This window comes from Bacillus sp. EKM420B, from assembly GCF_011065565.1.
Lineage (GTDB): Bacteria > Bacillota > Bacilli > Bacillales > Bacillaceae > Bacillus > Bacillus velezensis.
On record NZ_JAAMNX010000001.1, the window covers coordinates 905,215 to 922,057 of the forward strand.

The 16,843-nt window shown below is 48.2% G+C and carries 14 protein-coding genes; 8 read left to right on the forward strand and 6 right to left on the reverse strand.

The features are described from left to right. Positions 1-4 precede the first annotated feature (4 nt). Positions 5-7,462 carry a beta-ketoacyl synthase N-terminal-like domain-containing protein gene (locus tag G9F48_RS04250; protein WP_165409068.1) on the forward strand — a complete coding sequence of 2,486 codons (7,458 nt, stop codon included), beginning with the start codon at positions 5-7 and terminating at the stop codon, positions 7,460-7,462. A 135-nt stretch (positions 7,463-7,597) separates the two neighbouring features. Here the strand turns inward: G9F48_RS04250 and G9F48_RS04255 are convergent, their stop codons facing one another. Next, the gene (locus G9F48_RS04255) at positions 7,598-8,809 is read right to left on the reverse strand and encodes a cytochrome P450 family protein (protein ID WP_165409069.1); all 1,212 of its coding nucleotides are present in this window, start codon (positions 8,807-8,809) and stop codon (positions 7,598-7,600) included. Between the two features lie 288 nt (positions 8,810-9,097). On the opposite strand from G9F48_RS04255, the gene G9F48_RS04260 reads away from it, so the two are divergent. Continuing rightward, positions 9,098-9,532: a NucA/NucB deoxyribonuclease domain-containing protein gene (locus G9F48_RS04260; RefSeq protein WP_003154085.1), complete on the forward strand. Its 435-nt coding sequence runs from the start codon at positions 9,098-9,100 to the stop codon at positions 9,530-9,532. 59 nt (positions 9,533-9,591) lie between these two features. Next, the gene (locus G9F48_RS04265) at positions 9,592-10,347 is read left to right on the forward strand and encodes a YoaK family protein (protein ID WP_070081855.1); all 756 of its coding nucleotides are present in this window, start codon (positions 9,592-9,594) and stop codon (positions 10,345-10,347) included. 33 nt (positions 10,348-10,380) lie between these two features. Here the strand turns inward: G9F48_RS04265 and G9F48_RS04270 are convergent, their stop codons facing one another. Beyond that, positions 10,381-10,743 carry a hypothetical protein gene (locus tag G9F48_RS04270; RefSeq protein WP_077722227.1) on the reverse strand — a complete coding sequence of 121 codons (363 nt, stop codon included), beginning with the start codon at positions 10,741-10,743 and terminating at the stop codon, positions 10,381-10,383. 191 nt (positions 10,744-10,934) lie between these two features. Next, a complete protein-coding gene (locus G9F48_RS04275; protein WP_094246917.1) occupies positions 10,935-12,263 on the reverse strand; it encodes a S8 family peptidase in 1,329 nt (442 codons plus the stop codon). Between the two features lie 177 nt (positions 12,264-12,440). On the opposite strand from G9F48_RS04275, the gene G9F48_RS04280 reads away from it, so the two are divergent. From G9F48_RS04280 to G9F48_RS04290, 3 genes are all read left to right on the forward strand, one after another. Then, on the forward strand, positions 12,441-12,674 hold the full coding sequence (locus G9F48_RS04280) for a hypothetical protein (RefSeq protein WP_156735012.1): 234 nt from the start codon (positions 12,441-12,443) through the stop codon (positions 12,672-12,674). A 256-nt stretch (positions 12,675-12,930) separates the two neighbouring features. After that, positions 12,931-13,638, forward strand: coding sequence for a poly-gamma-glutamate hydrolase family protein (locus G9F48_RS04285; protein WP_003154076.1), 708 nt, complete (start codon positions 12,931-12,933; stop codon positions 13,636-13,638). A gap of 60 nt (positions 13,639-13,698) precedes the next feature. Further along, entirely contained in the window at positions 13,699-14,151 is a 453-nt protein-coding gene (locus G9F48_RS04290) for an OsmC family protein (RefSeq protein ID WP_014305039.1), read from the forward strand. Between the two features lie 13 nt (positions 14,152-14,164). Here G9F48_RS04290 and erbB read toward each other — a convergent pair whose 3' ends face one another. The 3 genes from erbB to G9F48_RS04305 all read right to left on the reverse strand — a co-directional run bounded on the left by erbB (position 14,165) and on the right by G9F48_RS04305 (position 15,251). Continuing rightward, positions 14,165-14,518, reverse strand: coding sequence for an SMR family multidrug efflux transporter EbrB (gene erbB / locus G9F48_RS04295; protein ID WP_003154073.1), 354 nt, complete (start codon positions 14,516-14,518; stop codon positions 14,165-14,167). Between the two features lie 16 nt (positions 14,519-14,534). Then, positions 14,535-14,849 carry an SMR family multidrug efflux transporter EbrA gene (gene erbA / locus G9F48_RS04300; RefSeq protein ID WP_156735011.1) on the reverse strand — a complete coding sequence of 105 codons (315 nt, stop codon included), beginning with the start codon at positions 14,847-14,849 and terminating at the stop codon, positions 14,535-14,537. Between the two features lie 138 nt (positions 14,850-14,987). Continuing rightward, on the reverse strand, positions 14,988-15,251 hold the full coding sequence (locus G9F48_RS04305; protein ID WP_395940036.1) for a hypothetical protein: 264 nt from the start codon (positions 15,249-15,251) through the stop codon (positions 14,988-14,990). 136 nt (positions 15,252-15,387) lie between these two features. Here G9F48_RS04305 and G9F48_RS04310 point away from each other — a divergent pair, with 136 nt between their 5' ends. Together G9F48_RS04310 and miaA are read left to right on the forward strand one after the other, a co-directional pair. Beyond that, positions 15,388-15,792 (forward strand): YmaF family protein, encoded by a 405-nt coding sequence (locus G9F48_RS04310; RefSeq protein WP_070081859.1) that lies wholly within the window; start codon positions 15,388-15,390, stop codon positions 15,790-15,792. Positions 15,793-15,890: 98 nt separating this feature from the next. Further along, a complete protein-coding gene (gene miaA / locus G9F48_RS04315) occupies positions 15,891-16,835 on the forward strand; it encodes a tRNA (adenosine(37)-N6)-dimethylallyltransferase MiaA (protein WP_015388203.1) in 945 nt (314 codons plus the stop codon). The last annotated feature ends 8 nt before the right edge of the window (positions 16,836-16,843 follow it).

Here is a 16,843-nt window from a genome sequence, read left to right on the forward strand (position 1 = left end):
GGCTTTGCAAAACACTGAAGATCTTCTTTACAAACTATTGGCAGGCCAGCTGAAATCTGTCGGATTTTTTACGGAAAACGAAACGCAGCCTGTCATGCAGGGGTTTTACGGCAGGTGGCTGGAAGAAAGCATCTCCATCTTGGTGCAAAAAGGCTTTTTGAAACAGTCTGGCAGTACGTATGTGTTAACGGGTCCGATAGAGCGTGCGGACGTTCTGTGGCAAGAATGGGATGAAAAGAAAGCTCCTTTACTCAAGGACAGCAGCAAACAGGCGATGATCACCTTAGTGGAGACCGCTCTCAGAGCTTTGCCGGATATTTTATCCGGCAGAGTTTCTGCCACTGATGTTCTGTTTCCTGATTCCTCAATGGAATTGGTTGAAGGAATCTATAAAAACAATGAAACGGCAGACTACTTTAATGAGGTGCTCGCTGACACATTGACGGCTTTCATTGAAGAACGCCTGAAAGAAGACCCGAACGCGGAAATCCGGATATTAGAGATCGGAGCGGGGACGGGCGGGACGAGCGCGGCCGTTTTCAAAAGATTAAAAGAGGTCAAACCTCATGTGAAAGAATATTGCTACACCGATCTGTCAAAGGCCTTTTTCATGCATGCTGAAAAAGAATACGGTCCCGACAATCCGTATTTGACTTATAAGCGGTTTAATGTGGAAGAGCCCCCGGCTTTGCAGGGTATAGAGGCGGGTGCATATGACGCGGTCATTGCGGCAAATGTGCTTCACGCGACAAAAAATATTCGGCGGACACTTCGCAATGCCAAAGCGGTGCTTAAAAAGAATGGGATTTTGCTATTAAATGAGATCAGCAGCCATTCGGTTTATTCTCATCTGACATTCGGTCTTTTGGAAGGCTGGTGGCTGTATGAAGACGCCAAACTGCGCATTCCCGGATGCCCTGGGCTGTATCCTGAAGCATGGCAGTCTGCGCTGGAAAGCGAGGGATATCGGTACGTTACATTTATGGCGGAATCGTCACATCACCTCGGCCAGCAGATCGTGGCGGCAGAAAGCGACGGCGTCATCAGGCAAAAGCAGCCGGACGCGACGGCGGTTGAAGAAATTGCGGCTTCCAAAGAGCCGGCTGATTTCACAGAACCGTCTTTCTCAGTCACAGACCGGACGGTGCAATTCATAAAAGAAACGTTAGCCAAGTCCATAAAGCTTGCTCCCGAGCGCATTCAGGCGGAAACCAGCTTTGAAAAATACGGCATCGACTCCATTTTGCAGGTGAATTTTATCCGTGAACTGGAAACATTGACGGGTGAGCTGCCGAAAACGGTCTTATTTGAACACACGAATACGAAAGAACTTGCCGAGTATTTGCTGGAAACTTACCCGGATAAGCTGCAACAGGCATTCGGAGCCGATCAAGCGCCTCCTGAAACGGAGCATCCGGAACCTGCAATGAATGAACCGGTGCCGCTTGTCACGGAAACACGGCGATTTATCACTGAACAAAAAGAGCCAAAAGCGCCAAAGCCGGAAACAGAAACCGTCACCGATAATCGCTCTGATCGTGACGACATTGCCATTATCGGCATCAGCGGCCGCTATCCCGAGTCTGAAACCCTCGATGAGCTGTGGGAGCATTTAAAAGCCGGAGACAGCTGTATTACGGAAGCTCCGGAAAACAGATGGAAGTCCGGTCTTCTGAAAACGATGGCAAAAGAAACACGAAAAGAAGAACGCAAAACACGGTACGGCGGATTTCTGCAGCATATTGACGCTTTTGACCATCACTTGTTTGACATCCGGGAAGACCATGTGATGGAGATGACACCTGAGCTCCGTCTAAGCCTTGAAACCGTATGGGAAACATTTGAAAACGGCGGCTACTCGTTAGAAAGAGTAAACGAATGGCAGGAATCAGACAGCGGGATCGGTGTATTTATGGGCAGTATGTACAATCAATATTTCTGGAATATCCCGTCATTGGAAAAAGCTGCGCTCAGCTCTAACGGAGGGGATTGGCATATCGCCAACCGCATTTCTCACTTTTTCAATTTAACGGGTCCGAGCATGGGCGTTACGACCGCATGCTCCAGCTCACTGAGCGCCATTCATCTCGCCTGTGAAAGCCTGAAGCTTAACAGCTGTTCCATGGCGATTGCCGGAGGGGTCAACCTCACGCTTGAACCGTCTAAATATGATGCGCTTGATCGGGCGAATTTGCTTGAGCAGGGAAGTGAAAGCAAAAGCTTCGGAACCGGCACGGGTCTGATGCCGGGAGAAGGAGTCGGAGCAGTGCTCTTGAAGCCGCTCTCCAAAGCGGTTGCCGACAAAGACCATATTTACGGGATCATTAAAAGCAGCGCGTTGTGCCATAGCGGCGGAAGGCAGATGTACACGGCTCCGGATCCGAAACAGCAGGTGAAGCTCATGGCGGCTTCCATTGACAAGGCCGGAATCAATCCGGAAACAATCAGTTATGTTGAATCAGCGGCAAACGGCTCTGTATTGGGAGATCCGATTGAGGTCATTGCCCTGACAAACGCGTTCTCGCAATATACCGATAAAAAACGATTTTGCGCGCTTGGATCCGTCAAGTCAAATCTCGGCCATTTAGAGGCGGCCTCCGGGATGTCCCAGCTCGCGAAAGTGCTGCTGCAAATGGAGCGGGAAACATTAGTTCCAACCATTAATGCAAAACCGCAAAATCCGAATATCGCGCTTGAACAAACGGCCTTTTACCTGCAGGAGAAAACCGAGTATTGGGAGCGTCTGAAGGATGCCGAGACGGGAGACATCATACCGCGGAGAAGCATGATCAATTCCTTCGGGGCAGGCGGGGCATATGCAAATCTCATCGTAGAAGAATATATCAATCCGAATTCTAATCATGCCCGTCACGGCAATGAGGAATATATTTTCCCTGTGTCAGCGAAAACAAAATGGAGTTTTGAAGCCTATCTTGAGAGACTGGCGGCCTTTTTAGAAAAGACGCCATCTCTTCATCCGGCCGCCATCGCATCCGCGCTGCAAAAAAGAACGCATCATCCGGAGTATCGGGCGGCATTTACGGCTGCTTCCGTTCAGGAACTGTCGGAAAAACTGGCCGCTTACCGCATGGATCAGCGGAATGCCAATTTCTCCGATTCTGATATCGGCCGGCGTGCGCGGCAATGGGAAAAAGGAGAGAATATCACGTTTGATCAGTTGCAGCAAGAGCACGCCGTTCATCTGCCGGCATACGCTTTTGACCACGGGACTTCTTTTCATTTCGGTGAATCAGAAAACGCTGCCGGCGTTCAGGCGGTATACAGTGATGACGACCCATACGTGAAAGGGCATAAATTCAGCGGAGAACCGGTACTCGTCGGCGCTACATATAACAGTCTGGCAGTCGATCATTTTTGTGATCTTTTTCCTGAAGCAGAGGGAGGACATATTAAAAAACTGAATTACGTCAGCCCCATTACCGTAAAAAAAGGCGATCGCATCGAGCTGAAAACAGAATCGAAACAAAACGGGGATGGATTTGAACTGAGCATAATGCACCGCAGCCGCACGTCTCCTGATTGGAGCATAGCGGCGTATGCCGAGTGCAGCCCGTATCCGTTTCAAAAGCAGCACGCGGATCTGGCGGCCATTCAGCGCTCTTACCGGGAAGTGGGCCGGATAGATGAGTTATACGGAGACGGAACGGGAACCGTCGTGTGGGGAGAAGAATTTAAAACGATCACCCGCCTGTACAAAGGCACTGATGCCGTTTTAGCGAAAGTGAACCTGAACAATAGCGACTCACAACAAGCGCATCATTATGCCATAAATCCGTTAATCGCCAACAGTGCTTACTTGGCCTCGCTTTCTTTATTGGATCAAACAGAGGCGGAAAACTATCTGCCGTTCGGCATTAATTCCGTCACCTTCAGCAGCCCGGAAAATCTTACCGATTGCTGGCTGCACATCAAGCTGGCCAAACAAACGGGGGAAATGATTCTGATTAACGCAGATGTCATCAGCAGCCGATCGGAAGTGGTGATGCGTTTTGAAGGCTATGCCTTGAAACGGTTCCGCCCGAAAACCGAACAGATGAATCAGCCGGCCCGAACGGCTGCTAAGAATGCGGGAGCACCGATTTCTGCCGGCAGTCTGACAGATGATATCCGCAGCTACGTCCTTGGCAAGCTCGCCAAGATGATGGATGAACCCGCGTCATCTCTTCGTTCTGACGCGAATATCATGGAATTGGGACTTGATTCAGCGAGTCTGATCGGGCTGACAAAAGAGATCGGCCAAGAGGCGGACATCGATGTGAATCCAACATTGTTTTTCGAGTATCCGACGGCGGAGGAGCTGACCCGCCACTTCGCGTCAGCATATGAGAGCAAGTTTTCTCAATTGTTTGCCGATCATAAGCATTCAGAAGAGGCCGGGGTCACGGAAACAGAAGAGCGCACTTTACCGAAGAAACAGCATACGCCTTGTGATAACGCCGATGTCAAGCAAGGAATCGCGATTATCGGTATGTCGGCTCAGTTTCCGCAATCCCCGGATATCCAGTCTTTTTGGGGGCACATCGTAAACGGGGATCACTGTATTACCGAAATTCCGGCGGACCGGTGGGACTGGCGCCGTTACGCCGGCGATGAGAATGACACGAGTCTCAGATGGGGCGGTTTTATTGACGGTGTCGGCGAATTTGACCCGCTCTTTTTCGGAATTTCTCCTAAAGAGGCATCACAAATGGGGCCGGAGCAGTTTCTGCTTTTGATGCATACATGGAAGGCAATGGAGGATGCGGGCCTGACAAATAAGGCATTATCAAGCAGGACGACAGGCGTTTTCGTTGCCGCGGGCAACAGCGATCCGAACAATGGAACAGCCATTCCGTCCATCATTCCGAACAGGATATCATATGCCTTGAATTTACAAGGACCGAGTGAATATTACGAGGCTGCCTGCACGTCAACGCTGGTGGCATTGCACAGGGCGGTTCAATCAATCCGTCATAACGAATGTGAGCAGGCTGTCGTGGGCGCCGCCAATATTCTGCAATCGCCGAAAGGTTTTATCGGTTTTGACTCAATGGGATATTTAAGCAAAAACGGCCGGGCGAAATCGTTCCAAAAAGATGCCGACGGCTTTGTCAGAAGCGAAGGGGCGGGCGTTATCATCATCAAACCGCTTGAGGCGGCAATTGAAGACGGCGATCATATTCACATGGTCATTAAAGGAACAGGAGTGTCTCACGGCGGTAAAGGCATGTCGCTTCATGCACCGAATCCGGCGGGAATGAAGGCCGCGATGAAAAAAGCGTACGAAGACACCGATGTTGATCCGCAAACCGTCACTTATATTGAAGCGCACGGCATTGCCTCCGAAATGGCAGATGCGCTGGAGTTTAATGCAATCAAAGCGGGTTACGGCGAGTCTGCAAATCAAGAGGAAAGCACGCCTTGTTATATCAGCACCGTGAAACCTTGCATCGGGCACGGCGAACTCGCTTCCGGACTGGCCGCCCTTATAAAAGTAGCGATGGCCATGAAGCATCATACCATCCCGGGCATTCCCGGATTTACAGCTGCAAATGAGCAAATGGTTATTCAAAAAAGCCGCTTCCGTTTCACCGAAGACAATCAGGAATGGACACAGCTCACCGACCATACGGGCAGACCGATCCCGCGCCGGGCCGCAATTAACAGCTATGGCTTCGGCGGCATGAATGCGCATGTCGTCTTGGAACAGTACAGCCCGAGCCATAAAGACAAAGAATCTGAGCATGACCCGCAGCTTATCGTGCTTTCTGCTAAGAGCGAAGGGCGTCTTAAGGCGGCCGCAGGTCAGCTGGCTGATTTTGTGCAAACTGGAGATACTCCGTCATTGCGGGATATTGCTTATACGCTTCAGACCGGCCGCGAGGCGATGAACTGCCGCTTGGCACTCGTTGCCCGCAATCAAGATGAATTGCTGGAAAAACTGAAAGAGTACAGAGCATTTTCCGAAGAAAGCAATGGAATGAAAAGCTTCTTTACAGGCAGTCAGCAGACTGGATCAGGAGATATCGGCGTTTTACTGGAAGGGACTCTCGGTACAGTCGTCACGGAGACGCTGTTGGCTGAAAACAATCTGGAAAAGCTTGCATTTTGCTGGGTGAAAGGAGCGGATATACCGTGGGACAGACTCCACCAAGGCAAATCTGTTCAAAGAGTGCCGCTTCCGACATATCCTTTTGAACACCACAAGTATTGGAACGGCGGTCAGCCAGAAGAGATCAGCCTTGCACCGGTTTCCCAGGACCCTCAGCTCCGCCGCGAGAGCGCAGCTGACATTGTGGCTGACATTTTGGGGATGAAGGCAGCGGAAATTGATCAAAATAAGCCGCTGACTGAATACGGCTTTGATTCAATCTCCTCTATTCAGCTGCTGACAAAACTTGAGGACGGAGACAGCCGCATCAGTCTGGAAGCTCTTCAGAAATGCAGCACTCTTCAGGAGATCGGCATGCTGTTAAAAACGAACCAACCGCATGAGGCGGGCCGGAATTTTCCCGAACTCGTCAAGCTGAATGAAAGAGAAAAAGGCCGTCCTGTTTTTTGGTTTCACGGCGGAACAGGAGGCGTTGAAGCATACCAGCCATTCGCCAAAAAGAGTCAGCGTCCTTTTTACGGCATCCAGGCAAGAGGTTTGACAGGGAAAGAGCCGCTGCAAGGAATCGAAGAGACGGCCGCTTCTTATATGAGAATCATCCAAGCGGTACAGCCGAAAGGCCCTTATGACCTCGGCGGATATTCCTTGGGCGGAATGCTTGCATATGAAACCGCGCGCCTCTTGCAGGAGGAAGGTCATACAGTAAAAAGCGCCGTCATGATCGACACCCCGTACAGTGAAAAATGGAAAGAGAGAAAACCATCTGTTAAGTCAGTCATGCTGCAAACGATCAATACGATGCTTACGGCATATCTTAAGCCTGAAAACCTTGCAGAGGCATTAATCAGCAGAGAAGACATTACCGTCCAGGCTGAGGAAGAAGAAGTATTGAAAGAATTGATCGGCCTTGCCAAAAAGCGCGGTCTGCCAAAATCCGAAGAAGCGATCCGGATGCAGCTGGAGCAAATGATGAAGACGCAGCTCGCTTACGGAATGGAAGAGTATGACATGAAGCCGCTGCCTCATCCGGAAGCGCTGCAATGCTACTACTTCCGTAATAAAAGCGGTTTGTTTCTCGGGGATCTTGAACGTTATCTGACAGCAGAGGAAGAACAAATTCCGTTAGACCATGATGCGTATTGGAAAGAATGGGAACACCAGATGAAACACTTTCACCTGCTGGACGTCCACTCTTCCAATCATGTCACAATGCTGTCGGAACCAAAGCCGCAAAACGCCATTAAGGCATTCTGCGAAAAACTGTACGCAAACAAAGGAACGATAAGCGCAAATTTCCTTAAATCTTTCAAAAAAAAGCTGGACGAAACAAATGAGTTGGTAAAACGGTAATAGAGAACGGCCGGAGCAATCCGGCCGTTTTTTTTTATACATAGAACTAAATTCATTATGTACTAAATATTCACTATTATATTGATTTCCTGTTTATAAGACATTAAAAAAACCCCCGATAAACAGGGGGCGATATTAAAATCTGACAGGCAATGTTTCAAGCCCTCTCAAAAACACATTTTTTCTCCATGTTACATCCTCGGGCGCGCCTTTCAGCTCTATATTCGGGAACCGTTTTAAAAGCGAAGTAAAGGCAATGGATGCTTCCATCCGGGCGAGCGGAGCCCCGAGACAAAAATGAATGCCGAATCCAAAAGAGATATGACGGTTCGGTGTTCTCGCTATATTTAATGTATCAGGATCATCGAAATATTCCGGGTCCCGATTGGCTGAACCGATGCCGATAAATATCATATCGCCTTTTTTAATAGAAACATCTTTATAGGTGAAATCTTCAAGCGCCCATCGATTCGCCATCATGATGACGGGAGAGGTGTAACGCAAAAGCTCTTCGACCGCCGTCTGGATATTTTCGGGCTGCCGCTTTATCTTCTCCATCTGGTCTTTGTGAAGAAGAAGCGCCAGGGTGCCGGAGCCGAGAAGGTTAACCGTTGTTTCAAGCCCGGCAACGACTAACAAAAACAGCATGGAATACAGCTCTGATTCACTCAGCTTTTGGCCGTCCTCTTCAGCGTAAATAAGCTTGGTTGTCAGATCTTCAGCCGGATGTTTTCTTTTTTCTTCGATCAGTGTTTTCATATATTGTTTAAATTCTTTGAGAGCCTGGTTGGTCGCATCTTGTCCGCTCTCTGACGTGTCGACCATCGCGTTTGTCCATACTTGAAATTTGGCGCGGTCCTCTTTCGGAATTCCGAGCAGCTCGGAAATGACGATAAACGGAAGCGGTGACGCGAAATCTCTCATAATATCAGGGTCTGCTTTTGTTTCCATTTCATCCAGCAGCTCTTCTGTGATCTGCTCTATCCCGGTGCGAAGCTGCTCAATCATCCGGGGAGTGAACCCCTGATGCACCAAAGATCGAAGACGTGAATGATCCGGAGGGTCTTTTGCCAGCATATGCTCTGAGACAAAATCGATATCTTCGCTGACATTCAGCTTCGCGATCAGCTCCTTCGGCATGACCCGTTTTACATCTCTCGTAATTCTGCCATCTTTTAAAAACGCCATACAATCATCATAACGCGTGATGAGCCATGCCGGAAAGGTGCCTCCGAAACGCTGCAGTTCGAATTTATGTATGGGGTCCTGCTCTCTGAATCTGCTTAAAACCGCAAAAGGGTCTTCGTGAAACTCGGGTGAGTGTGGGTGAAACATTGTTTTTTCCATCTGGATTTCCCCGCCTTCATGTTTTTGAAAAGACATAACCAACAGCCGATGCCTGCCGACCGGACGGCATTCCTCCTTGTATCTGCCGAAGACACTGATCACAACGGCTCATAAGTATGTCTAAAATATATAAGGAAACAGAAGCCGGTTCAATAGATAAATCGTAAAGCCGCCATTTTCGTTAATTATCAACAAAACAGCAAACTTTTTTTGCCATTTCATCATGTGTGTTAAATCCGGCTAATATACATATTTACGCTTCATATCAACTTCTTAAGGAGGATGTGAATGAATGCGTTTATGAAATGGGCGGCAAGTCTGCTTTTGGTGATCTCTCTTCAGTTCGGCCTTACGGGCGCCGGCATCCATTCGGACAGTGCTGCTCATGCTGCATCCCGATACGATCAGGTGCTGTATTTCCCGCTGTCAAAATATCCGGAGACGGGAAATCATATAAAAGACGCCATTTCGGCAGGTCATTCTGAGATTTGTACAATTGATCGGGGCGGAGCGGAGAATAGAAGGAAAGAATCATTGAAAGGAATTCCGACAAAGCCCGGGTTTGACCGTGATGAATGGCCCATGGCAGTCTGCACAGAAGGCGGGGCGGGGGCTGATATCAGATATGTAACCCCGTCGGATAACCGCGGGGCCGGTTCATGGGTTGGAAATCAAATGAGCGGCTATTCCGACGGCACGAGAGTATTATTTATCGTTCAGTAACTTCTCCGGTTCGCCGGAGTTTTTTTATGCTTTGAAAAAGCGGCGCGCCGGCTGGACATATGAAATGGCGAAGAGTAAACTTATATGTTGGAATCAGCATGAGAAAGGATTGGATCACATTGACAGTGACTACATACCGAAATATTGCACTTTTACTTCTTTGTTTAACAGCGGGAATTGTGGATGTGATCGGTTATTTAAGCCTGGGACATATCTTTACCGCCAATATGACGGGGAATATCGTTCTGTTCGGCCTGGCGATCGGCAACTCATGGCACCTTGCCGTACTCAAATCGTTAACCTCGTTAATCGGATTTATTGCCGGCGTTATTGCCGCGGCCTTGCTTGTGGGCAATAAAAAGAAATCATTCTGGCCCCCTGCGGTAACTGCCGCTTTGGCTATTGAAGGAGCTGTTTTGCTGCTGTTTGCTTTGTTCTCTTGCTTTTTTGCAGATGCCATTTCTGTTTATGTGCTGATTATGCTGCTCAGCTTCGCAATGGGAATGCAGACGACAGCCGCGAGAAAACTTGGTGTAGCGGGGATTTCCACGACCGTATTAACGGGAACGCTCGCTAATTTTTTTGAAGATCTCACCGCAAGGTTTTACAAAGCGGACAAGCGGAAGCAGTTTACGAGAGATGCTGTATTGCGCGCGCTTGCCTTGGTTCTGTATTGCTTTGGGGCGGTCATAGGCGCTTTTGCCGAACCGGATTATAAGTTTGCCGTGATCTGGCTCCCGATTATCATTATTTTAGGCATTATGCTTTGCGCATTCACGATGTTCCACGGATATTCTGAAGAAAAAAACCAATAAAAAAACGCCCTGAATCAGCGGCGTTTTTTCTTTTTATTGCTCTTTCCGGGTCCCGATTGTATACACGGCCCGATCTGTATGTACCTTTAATCCGTCTTGCTCCTTTTGGATGGTAATGTCGCCGAGCAGAGGAATTTCATACGCATCTTGGGGAAGCGGGACATTTCCTTCCTCCGTATAGGTTGTGCCGTGCCCTTTTAAGACGAGTTCTTCATCCGCTACATAGTCATCGGGATGGTTTGTCCGCCGGACGAGAACGTCATCAAGGTGAAGCATGATCCGGTCCATATCAGAAATCTCGTTTCGGCTGTCTGTCAGCTCTCCTTTTCTGATATCAAGCGTTTGTCCGATCTGTTTTTGCAGCCATTCAGACAATTCGGTGTTTGTAAGTGCCATTGTGATTCCTCCTTTTATCTACACCATACTTATTCCCTATTTTTTTAGAAATACACTGCCTTGCATTGATCTTTTTTTCTGACAGCCGTTCTGAAGCATTCCGAGTTCCTTCATTATAAATGTTTCATCTGTTCACCCGAAAAACGGAGTCATCTGCCGGTGCAGACGACCCCGTTCTCATGATAAAAAGGTTACTCTTTCGGCACGGCGTTTTCAGCGTTCACTGCGCCCGCTCCGTAAATGTTCGGATCTTCATTTGTCCACTGATCCGGACTTTGTTTGATCAGTGTTTTCACTTCGTCAGGCGAAAGCTGCGGGTTTTGCTGAAGGATTAAGGCGGCGATGCCCGCACAGATCGGAGTGGCCATGGACGTGCCCGAAAGACTGAAATACAAGGAGCCTACTCGGTTTGATTTCTGTAATTTGTCAAGATATGAACGCGGAGAACGGAGAGATACGATATCGACCCCGGGCGCAAGAATGTCAGGCTTCTCTTTTCCGTACACCGTCGGGCCGCGGCTTGAGAAAGAAGCGACCGTATCGTCCTCATTGCCGGCTGTATCATTGTCATCATAGGCGCCTACCGTGATGACCTTCTCGCTGACACCGGGGCTTGAAATCGTTTGAGCTTCCGGACCGGAGTTGCCCGCGGCGACGCAGACGACGATTCCTTCATTCCATGCCTCTTCAACGGCCTTGACGAGCGGGTCGTCCGTTTCTTTATCATATCTGAGCGCATCTCCGCCCAGTGACATGCTGATGATTCTGATCGGATTCTTTGTGTGTTCTTTATTATATTGTATGCACCATTCCACACCTTCAATGATATCAGCCAAGGTTCCTGATCCTGATTTGTTTAAAACCTTGACTCCGATCAGATCGGCTTCCGGCGCCGGCCCCTGATATTTACCCGAAGATGAAGCGCCGCTGCTTGCGATATCACCGGCGCAATGGGTGCCGTGCCCGTTGTCATCATACGGTTCTGTCTTTTGGTTGACAAAGTCCGCAAATCCGATAATCCTGCCTTCTAAATCGGGATGCTGGTAGATTCCGGTATCAATAACGGCGACGGTTACGCCTTTTCCTGTTAATACGGTGCCGTTACGGGTCACTTCTTTTGCATGAGACGATTCAGCTGCCGTATCAAGGAGAGCTTTTACTTCACGGTTTAAATAGATTTTACGGATATCCCGGCATTGCGAAAGAAGCATGTGAAGGGCGGACGGAGTGACTTCGGCGCTGCAGCAGTTGATTGTTTGAAACTGCTTTTTTATGGTGCAGCGTTTTTCTTTTGATAAGACCTGTCCTGTGCTGTGAAAACCGGATTCATGGCAGCCCTCTTCAAATTCAATGATGACTGACATTTTCTTTCTGTTTTTCACCTTTTTTTCGAAAAAATTATGCAAAAAGCAAGGTGTCCATTTGAAAGGTTTATATAACTGTAATACGTTTTCTCTGAGCGGCCAGTCCAGCTTATGAGCATTTGACCGCACCATTTGTACCATTGAGTAACCAAACATATATACTTTTCCTCCCATTCTGGCGATTCTCTCTATACCATATGAACAGGCCGTATGTTCGGTCAGTTTGTTTGTCCTTCAGGAGAGCTGGTTACTTGCGGCTTTTTCAGGAGAAGAAATCAAGTTGGATCGGAACGTTTGTTCGTTTATGATGAATCCGGCGGAAGGAGTATATACATGAACATCATATTGAGACATTCCTTGGAAAAACAGCTTCCGATTGATATTATATATATGAAAAAAGACGGCTCCGTTTCAAAACGGACCATTATGATAAAAAAAGGGGATGAGCGGGCTGTAACGGCATTTTGCTGTACAAAAAGGCAGATGAGAACTTTTTTGAGGGGCTCCATTCTGTCCTGCGCATTTGCTTCGGGAGGCGGATATTCATTTCTAAAAGCGTATTCTTGATGCCGTCCGTTTCCGGCCGTGAATCTCCCGCCCCTGAAAATTCGGGCGTTCCTCCCTTTTTTTTTGCCCTCTCTCAACCTTTTTTCACTGATGCCCGGCATTTGAGCCGCTTGAACCGTGACAATCCATTGATTTTTCGAAACCGGGAAGTTTTTCACTGATGATAATGTTAATAGAATGTTAAGATAAGACCTATTGACAAAAATCCATATAATGAACATGTCATTTTTCAGAAAGGAGCAAAGAAGGAGAGCTGATGAAAAGAATTTTACTTAATGTCATCATTATCGTAGCAATGGTCTTACTAATAAGATGTGCTCATTATGCGTCAGACCCTGATCCCTCGAATTCTTCTGATACATACACAGATTTTAAAGATCTGGCTGAACATGAAGACCCCGATGATTATCATATATCGTACAATAAGCGAAAGGGGAGCCCCGTATTGATCATGTCGCCGCACGGAGGGAGAATTGAGGGCGGGGTGAGCGAGATCGTCCGCTCTTTCAGGGATGATTATTCAACCTACCTGTTTGAGGGATTAAAAGCGCATGATAACCAGACTCTTCATATTACGAGCACCAAGTTCGATGAGCCTTCAGCAGTCGAAAGCATTAAGCAGCACCATTATGTTATCGCAGTTCACGGTTATAAAGGCGACGAGAAAAATACTCTTGTCGGAGGAAGCGACCGGAAGCGGGCGAAAAAATTGGTGAGAGCTCTCAAACGAAACGGATTTCCTGCAGAATTGGCAACCTCAAAAACCGGTCTGGCCGGGGTTGACACCGAAAATATCAATAACCAGGCGCAAACCGGGCTGAGTATACAGCTTGAGATCAGCAGAGAACAGCGGGAAGCGTTTTTTGATAATTTTGATTACCGCGAAAGGGAATTCACAAAAACGGAGGAATTTTACCGGTTTGTCCGTACGATAAAAAGAGTGATCAATCAAGAGTATTCGTGAGCTTAAAAAAAGACAAACCAGTGAAAGGTGAGTAAACTGAAAAAAAAGGAGGTTTGTCCCTTGGCAAAACATCACTTTTATTTAAAAGCAAATTGGCCCGGAAATCGCAATGACGTCGGCGATATTAAAAGCGGCCGGCTGGAAACGGCTGTGTCCATTCCTAAGGAAATGGACGGACCCGGAGAAGGCACAAATCCTGATGAAATGCTGCTTGGAGCGGCCGCGACCTGTTATATTATAACGCTTGCGGCGATGATGGAAAGAAGCGGTCTGGATAAAGAAGATCTACATATGGAATCTGAAGGAATTGTAGACGTCACGAACGGTGTGTTCACGTACCAGAAAATCATTCACCGCCCGTTTATATTATTAAAGCCGGATGCAGCCGAAACGGACTTTACGCTCGCCAGGAAGTTAGCGCAAAAAGCGGAGTCCTCCTGTATGATTTCACGAGCGGTCCAAGGAAACGTGGAGATGGAGCTTGAGGTTGAAGTAAAAGCTGCCCGCGCTTGACGAGTTCAAACGGTCAGCTCCGGGCCGTTTGATTTTTTTTAGCTTTTTGAGACTTGGAACGGTTCAGCAGGATGACCCCCGTGATGACAAAAATAAGCCCGATCATCATTTTGGCTGTCATGGCCTCCTTAAAAACAAAAAAGCCGACAATTGCCGTTAAAGCCGTGCCGACACCTGACCATGTCGCGTATGCGGCGGATAAATCAAGGCTTTTCAAAGAGAAGCTCAAAAACATAAAAGAGGCTCCTATTCCGGCAATGACGCCGAGAGCGGGCCATAAGTGCGTAAAACCGTCCGACAGCTTCAGCATTGTGCTTCCGAACACTTCTGATACAATGGCTAATGCCAGGCAGAGTAATCCTTTCATATCATGCTTCTCCTTTCTACCAATTCATCAGAATGACACCGGCTAATAAGAATACAAGTCCGATGACGGCCTGCTTGTCCAGTTTTTCATGAAACCATTTCGCTCCGATAATGGATGCGAGCACCGTTCCGGCTCCGCTCCATGTTGCATAGGATAAGCTGAGCGGAATGAGATTCAGTGTCAGTGAAAGCATATAAAAGGCCAATGAATAGCCTGCCACTACAAGCGTGCTCGGCAAAAACCGCGTAAATCCGCGGGAGACCTTCATCATGGCCGCGCCGATTGACTCTGATAAAATAGCAATTGTGAGGAAGATATAACCCAGAATCATATCAAATCCCCCTCTCATCATAATCCTTATGCCTTTTGTTTAAGGCAGTAAAATAAAATAATATCCGAACTTTGCCCGCCAAGTCAAGACATTAGGCCTATATAAAAAGGCCCCTGAAAGGAGCCCTTTTTGATTGTCTTAGTAGTAATACGGATAGTAAGGGTAGCCGTAACCTCCGTACAAATATGGATTGAACAAAGCGCTTCCGACAAGCCCCCCGACAAGCCCTCCGACAAACGGTCCGCCGTAAAAACCAAACGGCCGTCCGAACCCGCCAAACCAAGGGCGGCCAAACCAAGGCCGGCCAAAACCAAAACCCGGCCGCCCGAAGCCGAATCCGGGACGCCCGAACCCGAAGCCCGGCCGTCCAAACCCAAATCCGGGCCGTCCAAACTGTCTCATATCACTATCTGCTTCGTATGTGTATTCTTCATTCATAATTTAGGTACCTCCAAGAATAAATTTGAGATGATAACAGAGTATTCAGCCCACCAATTTTTGATTGGGCGTTTATCAAAAAATAAAGGAGTGAGCTTTTGTGGGCCTGTATCAGTCCGATTGGTCAAAAAAACCTCCGCACACACACGCATACCGGGCTGTTACGGATGTAGTGCAGGGGCATTACCATGTGATCGAAGGCTTTTCGCAGCCGGAGAACGGCAGCAATACAGATGAGCATACACATTTCTATACGGGCATCACCTCGTTTGAAAACGGCCATTTTCATAGGTATTACGGCATTTCCGGCCCTGCCATCCCGAGGGTTGACGGAACACATTACCATGAGCTTTCAGAGACCACCTTTGCCGCCTACAATGAGCCGATTCAGATCCAGCACGGCGGCGTCGTTTACGATCCGCGGGAGAAAGGACGGAAAACGCACCGCCATACGCTCAAAGGAAAAACGAGAGAGGTTGTCGGAAACGAGCCGATCGGGTGGTAGCGGACGTTTAGCGCTCAGGAAAAAGGGCAAAATGGATAGGTGCCTGAAGAAATGAATGCTATAATTAGGGGGAGATTTATAAAAGAGAGTGATACATATTGAAAAATAAAAAACAGCCTGTCGTCATACTCGTCGGACCGACGGCAGTCGGAAAAACAAAACTAAGCATCGGACTCGCGAAAATGCTGAATGCGGAAATCATCAGCGGAGATTCCATGCAGGTATATAAAGGGATGGACATCGGAACGGCCAAAGTCACCGAAGAAGAGACAGAAGGCGTGCCGCATCACCTGATTGATATTTTGGAGCCGTCCGACACTTTTTCAACGGCGGATTATCAGAAAATGGTAAGGGGAAAAATCACCGAGATTGCCGGTAGAGGAAAGCTGCCGATGATTGTCGGGGGGACTGGTCTGTACATTCAGTCCGTGCTGTATGACTATACGTTCACGGAAAACTCCGGCGACCCTGTATTCCGGGAGCGCATGGAGAAACTGGCGGCTGAAGAAGGGGCGGAAGCGCTTCATGCCAAGCTTGCGGCAGCCGACCCGGAAGCGGCGGCAGCCATTCATCAAAACAATACGCGAAGAGTCATCCGCGCGCTCGAAATCCTGCATGTATCGGGAAAAACAATGTCAGAGCATCTTAAAACCCAAAAACGGGAGCTGCTTTACAATGCGGTTCTTATCGGTCTTACAATGGACAGAGAAGTGCTGTACGGCCGGATTAACGAGCGCGTTGACCTGATGCTGGAAACCGGCCTTCTTGACGAAGTAAAGCGGCTGTATGATATGAATATCCGGGACAGCCAATCGATTCAGGCGATCGGCTATAAAGAGCTGTATGAATATCTTGATGGAAAAGTGCCGCTCCCTCAGGCTGTGGAGCAATTAAAACAAAATTCAAGGCGATATGCGAAACGCCAGCTGACCTGGTTTCGCAATAAAATGCCCGTTTCATGGACAGATATGACGCCGCCTGTTGATATTGAGCAGAAAAAAAAGGAAATTTTCGAGTGCATAGCAGGAAAACTGGAAATTTAATCGAAACA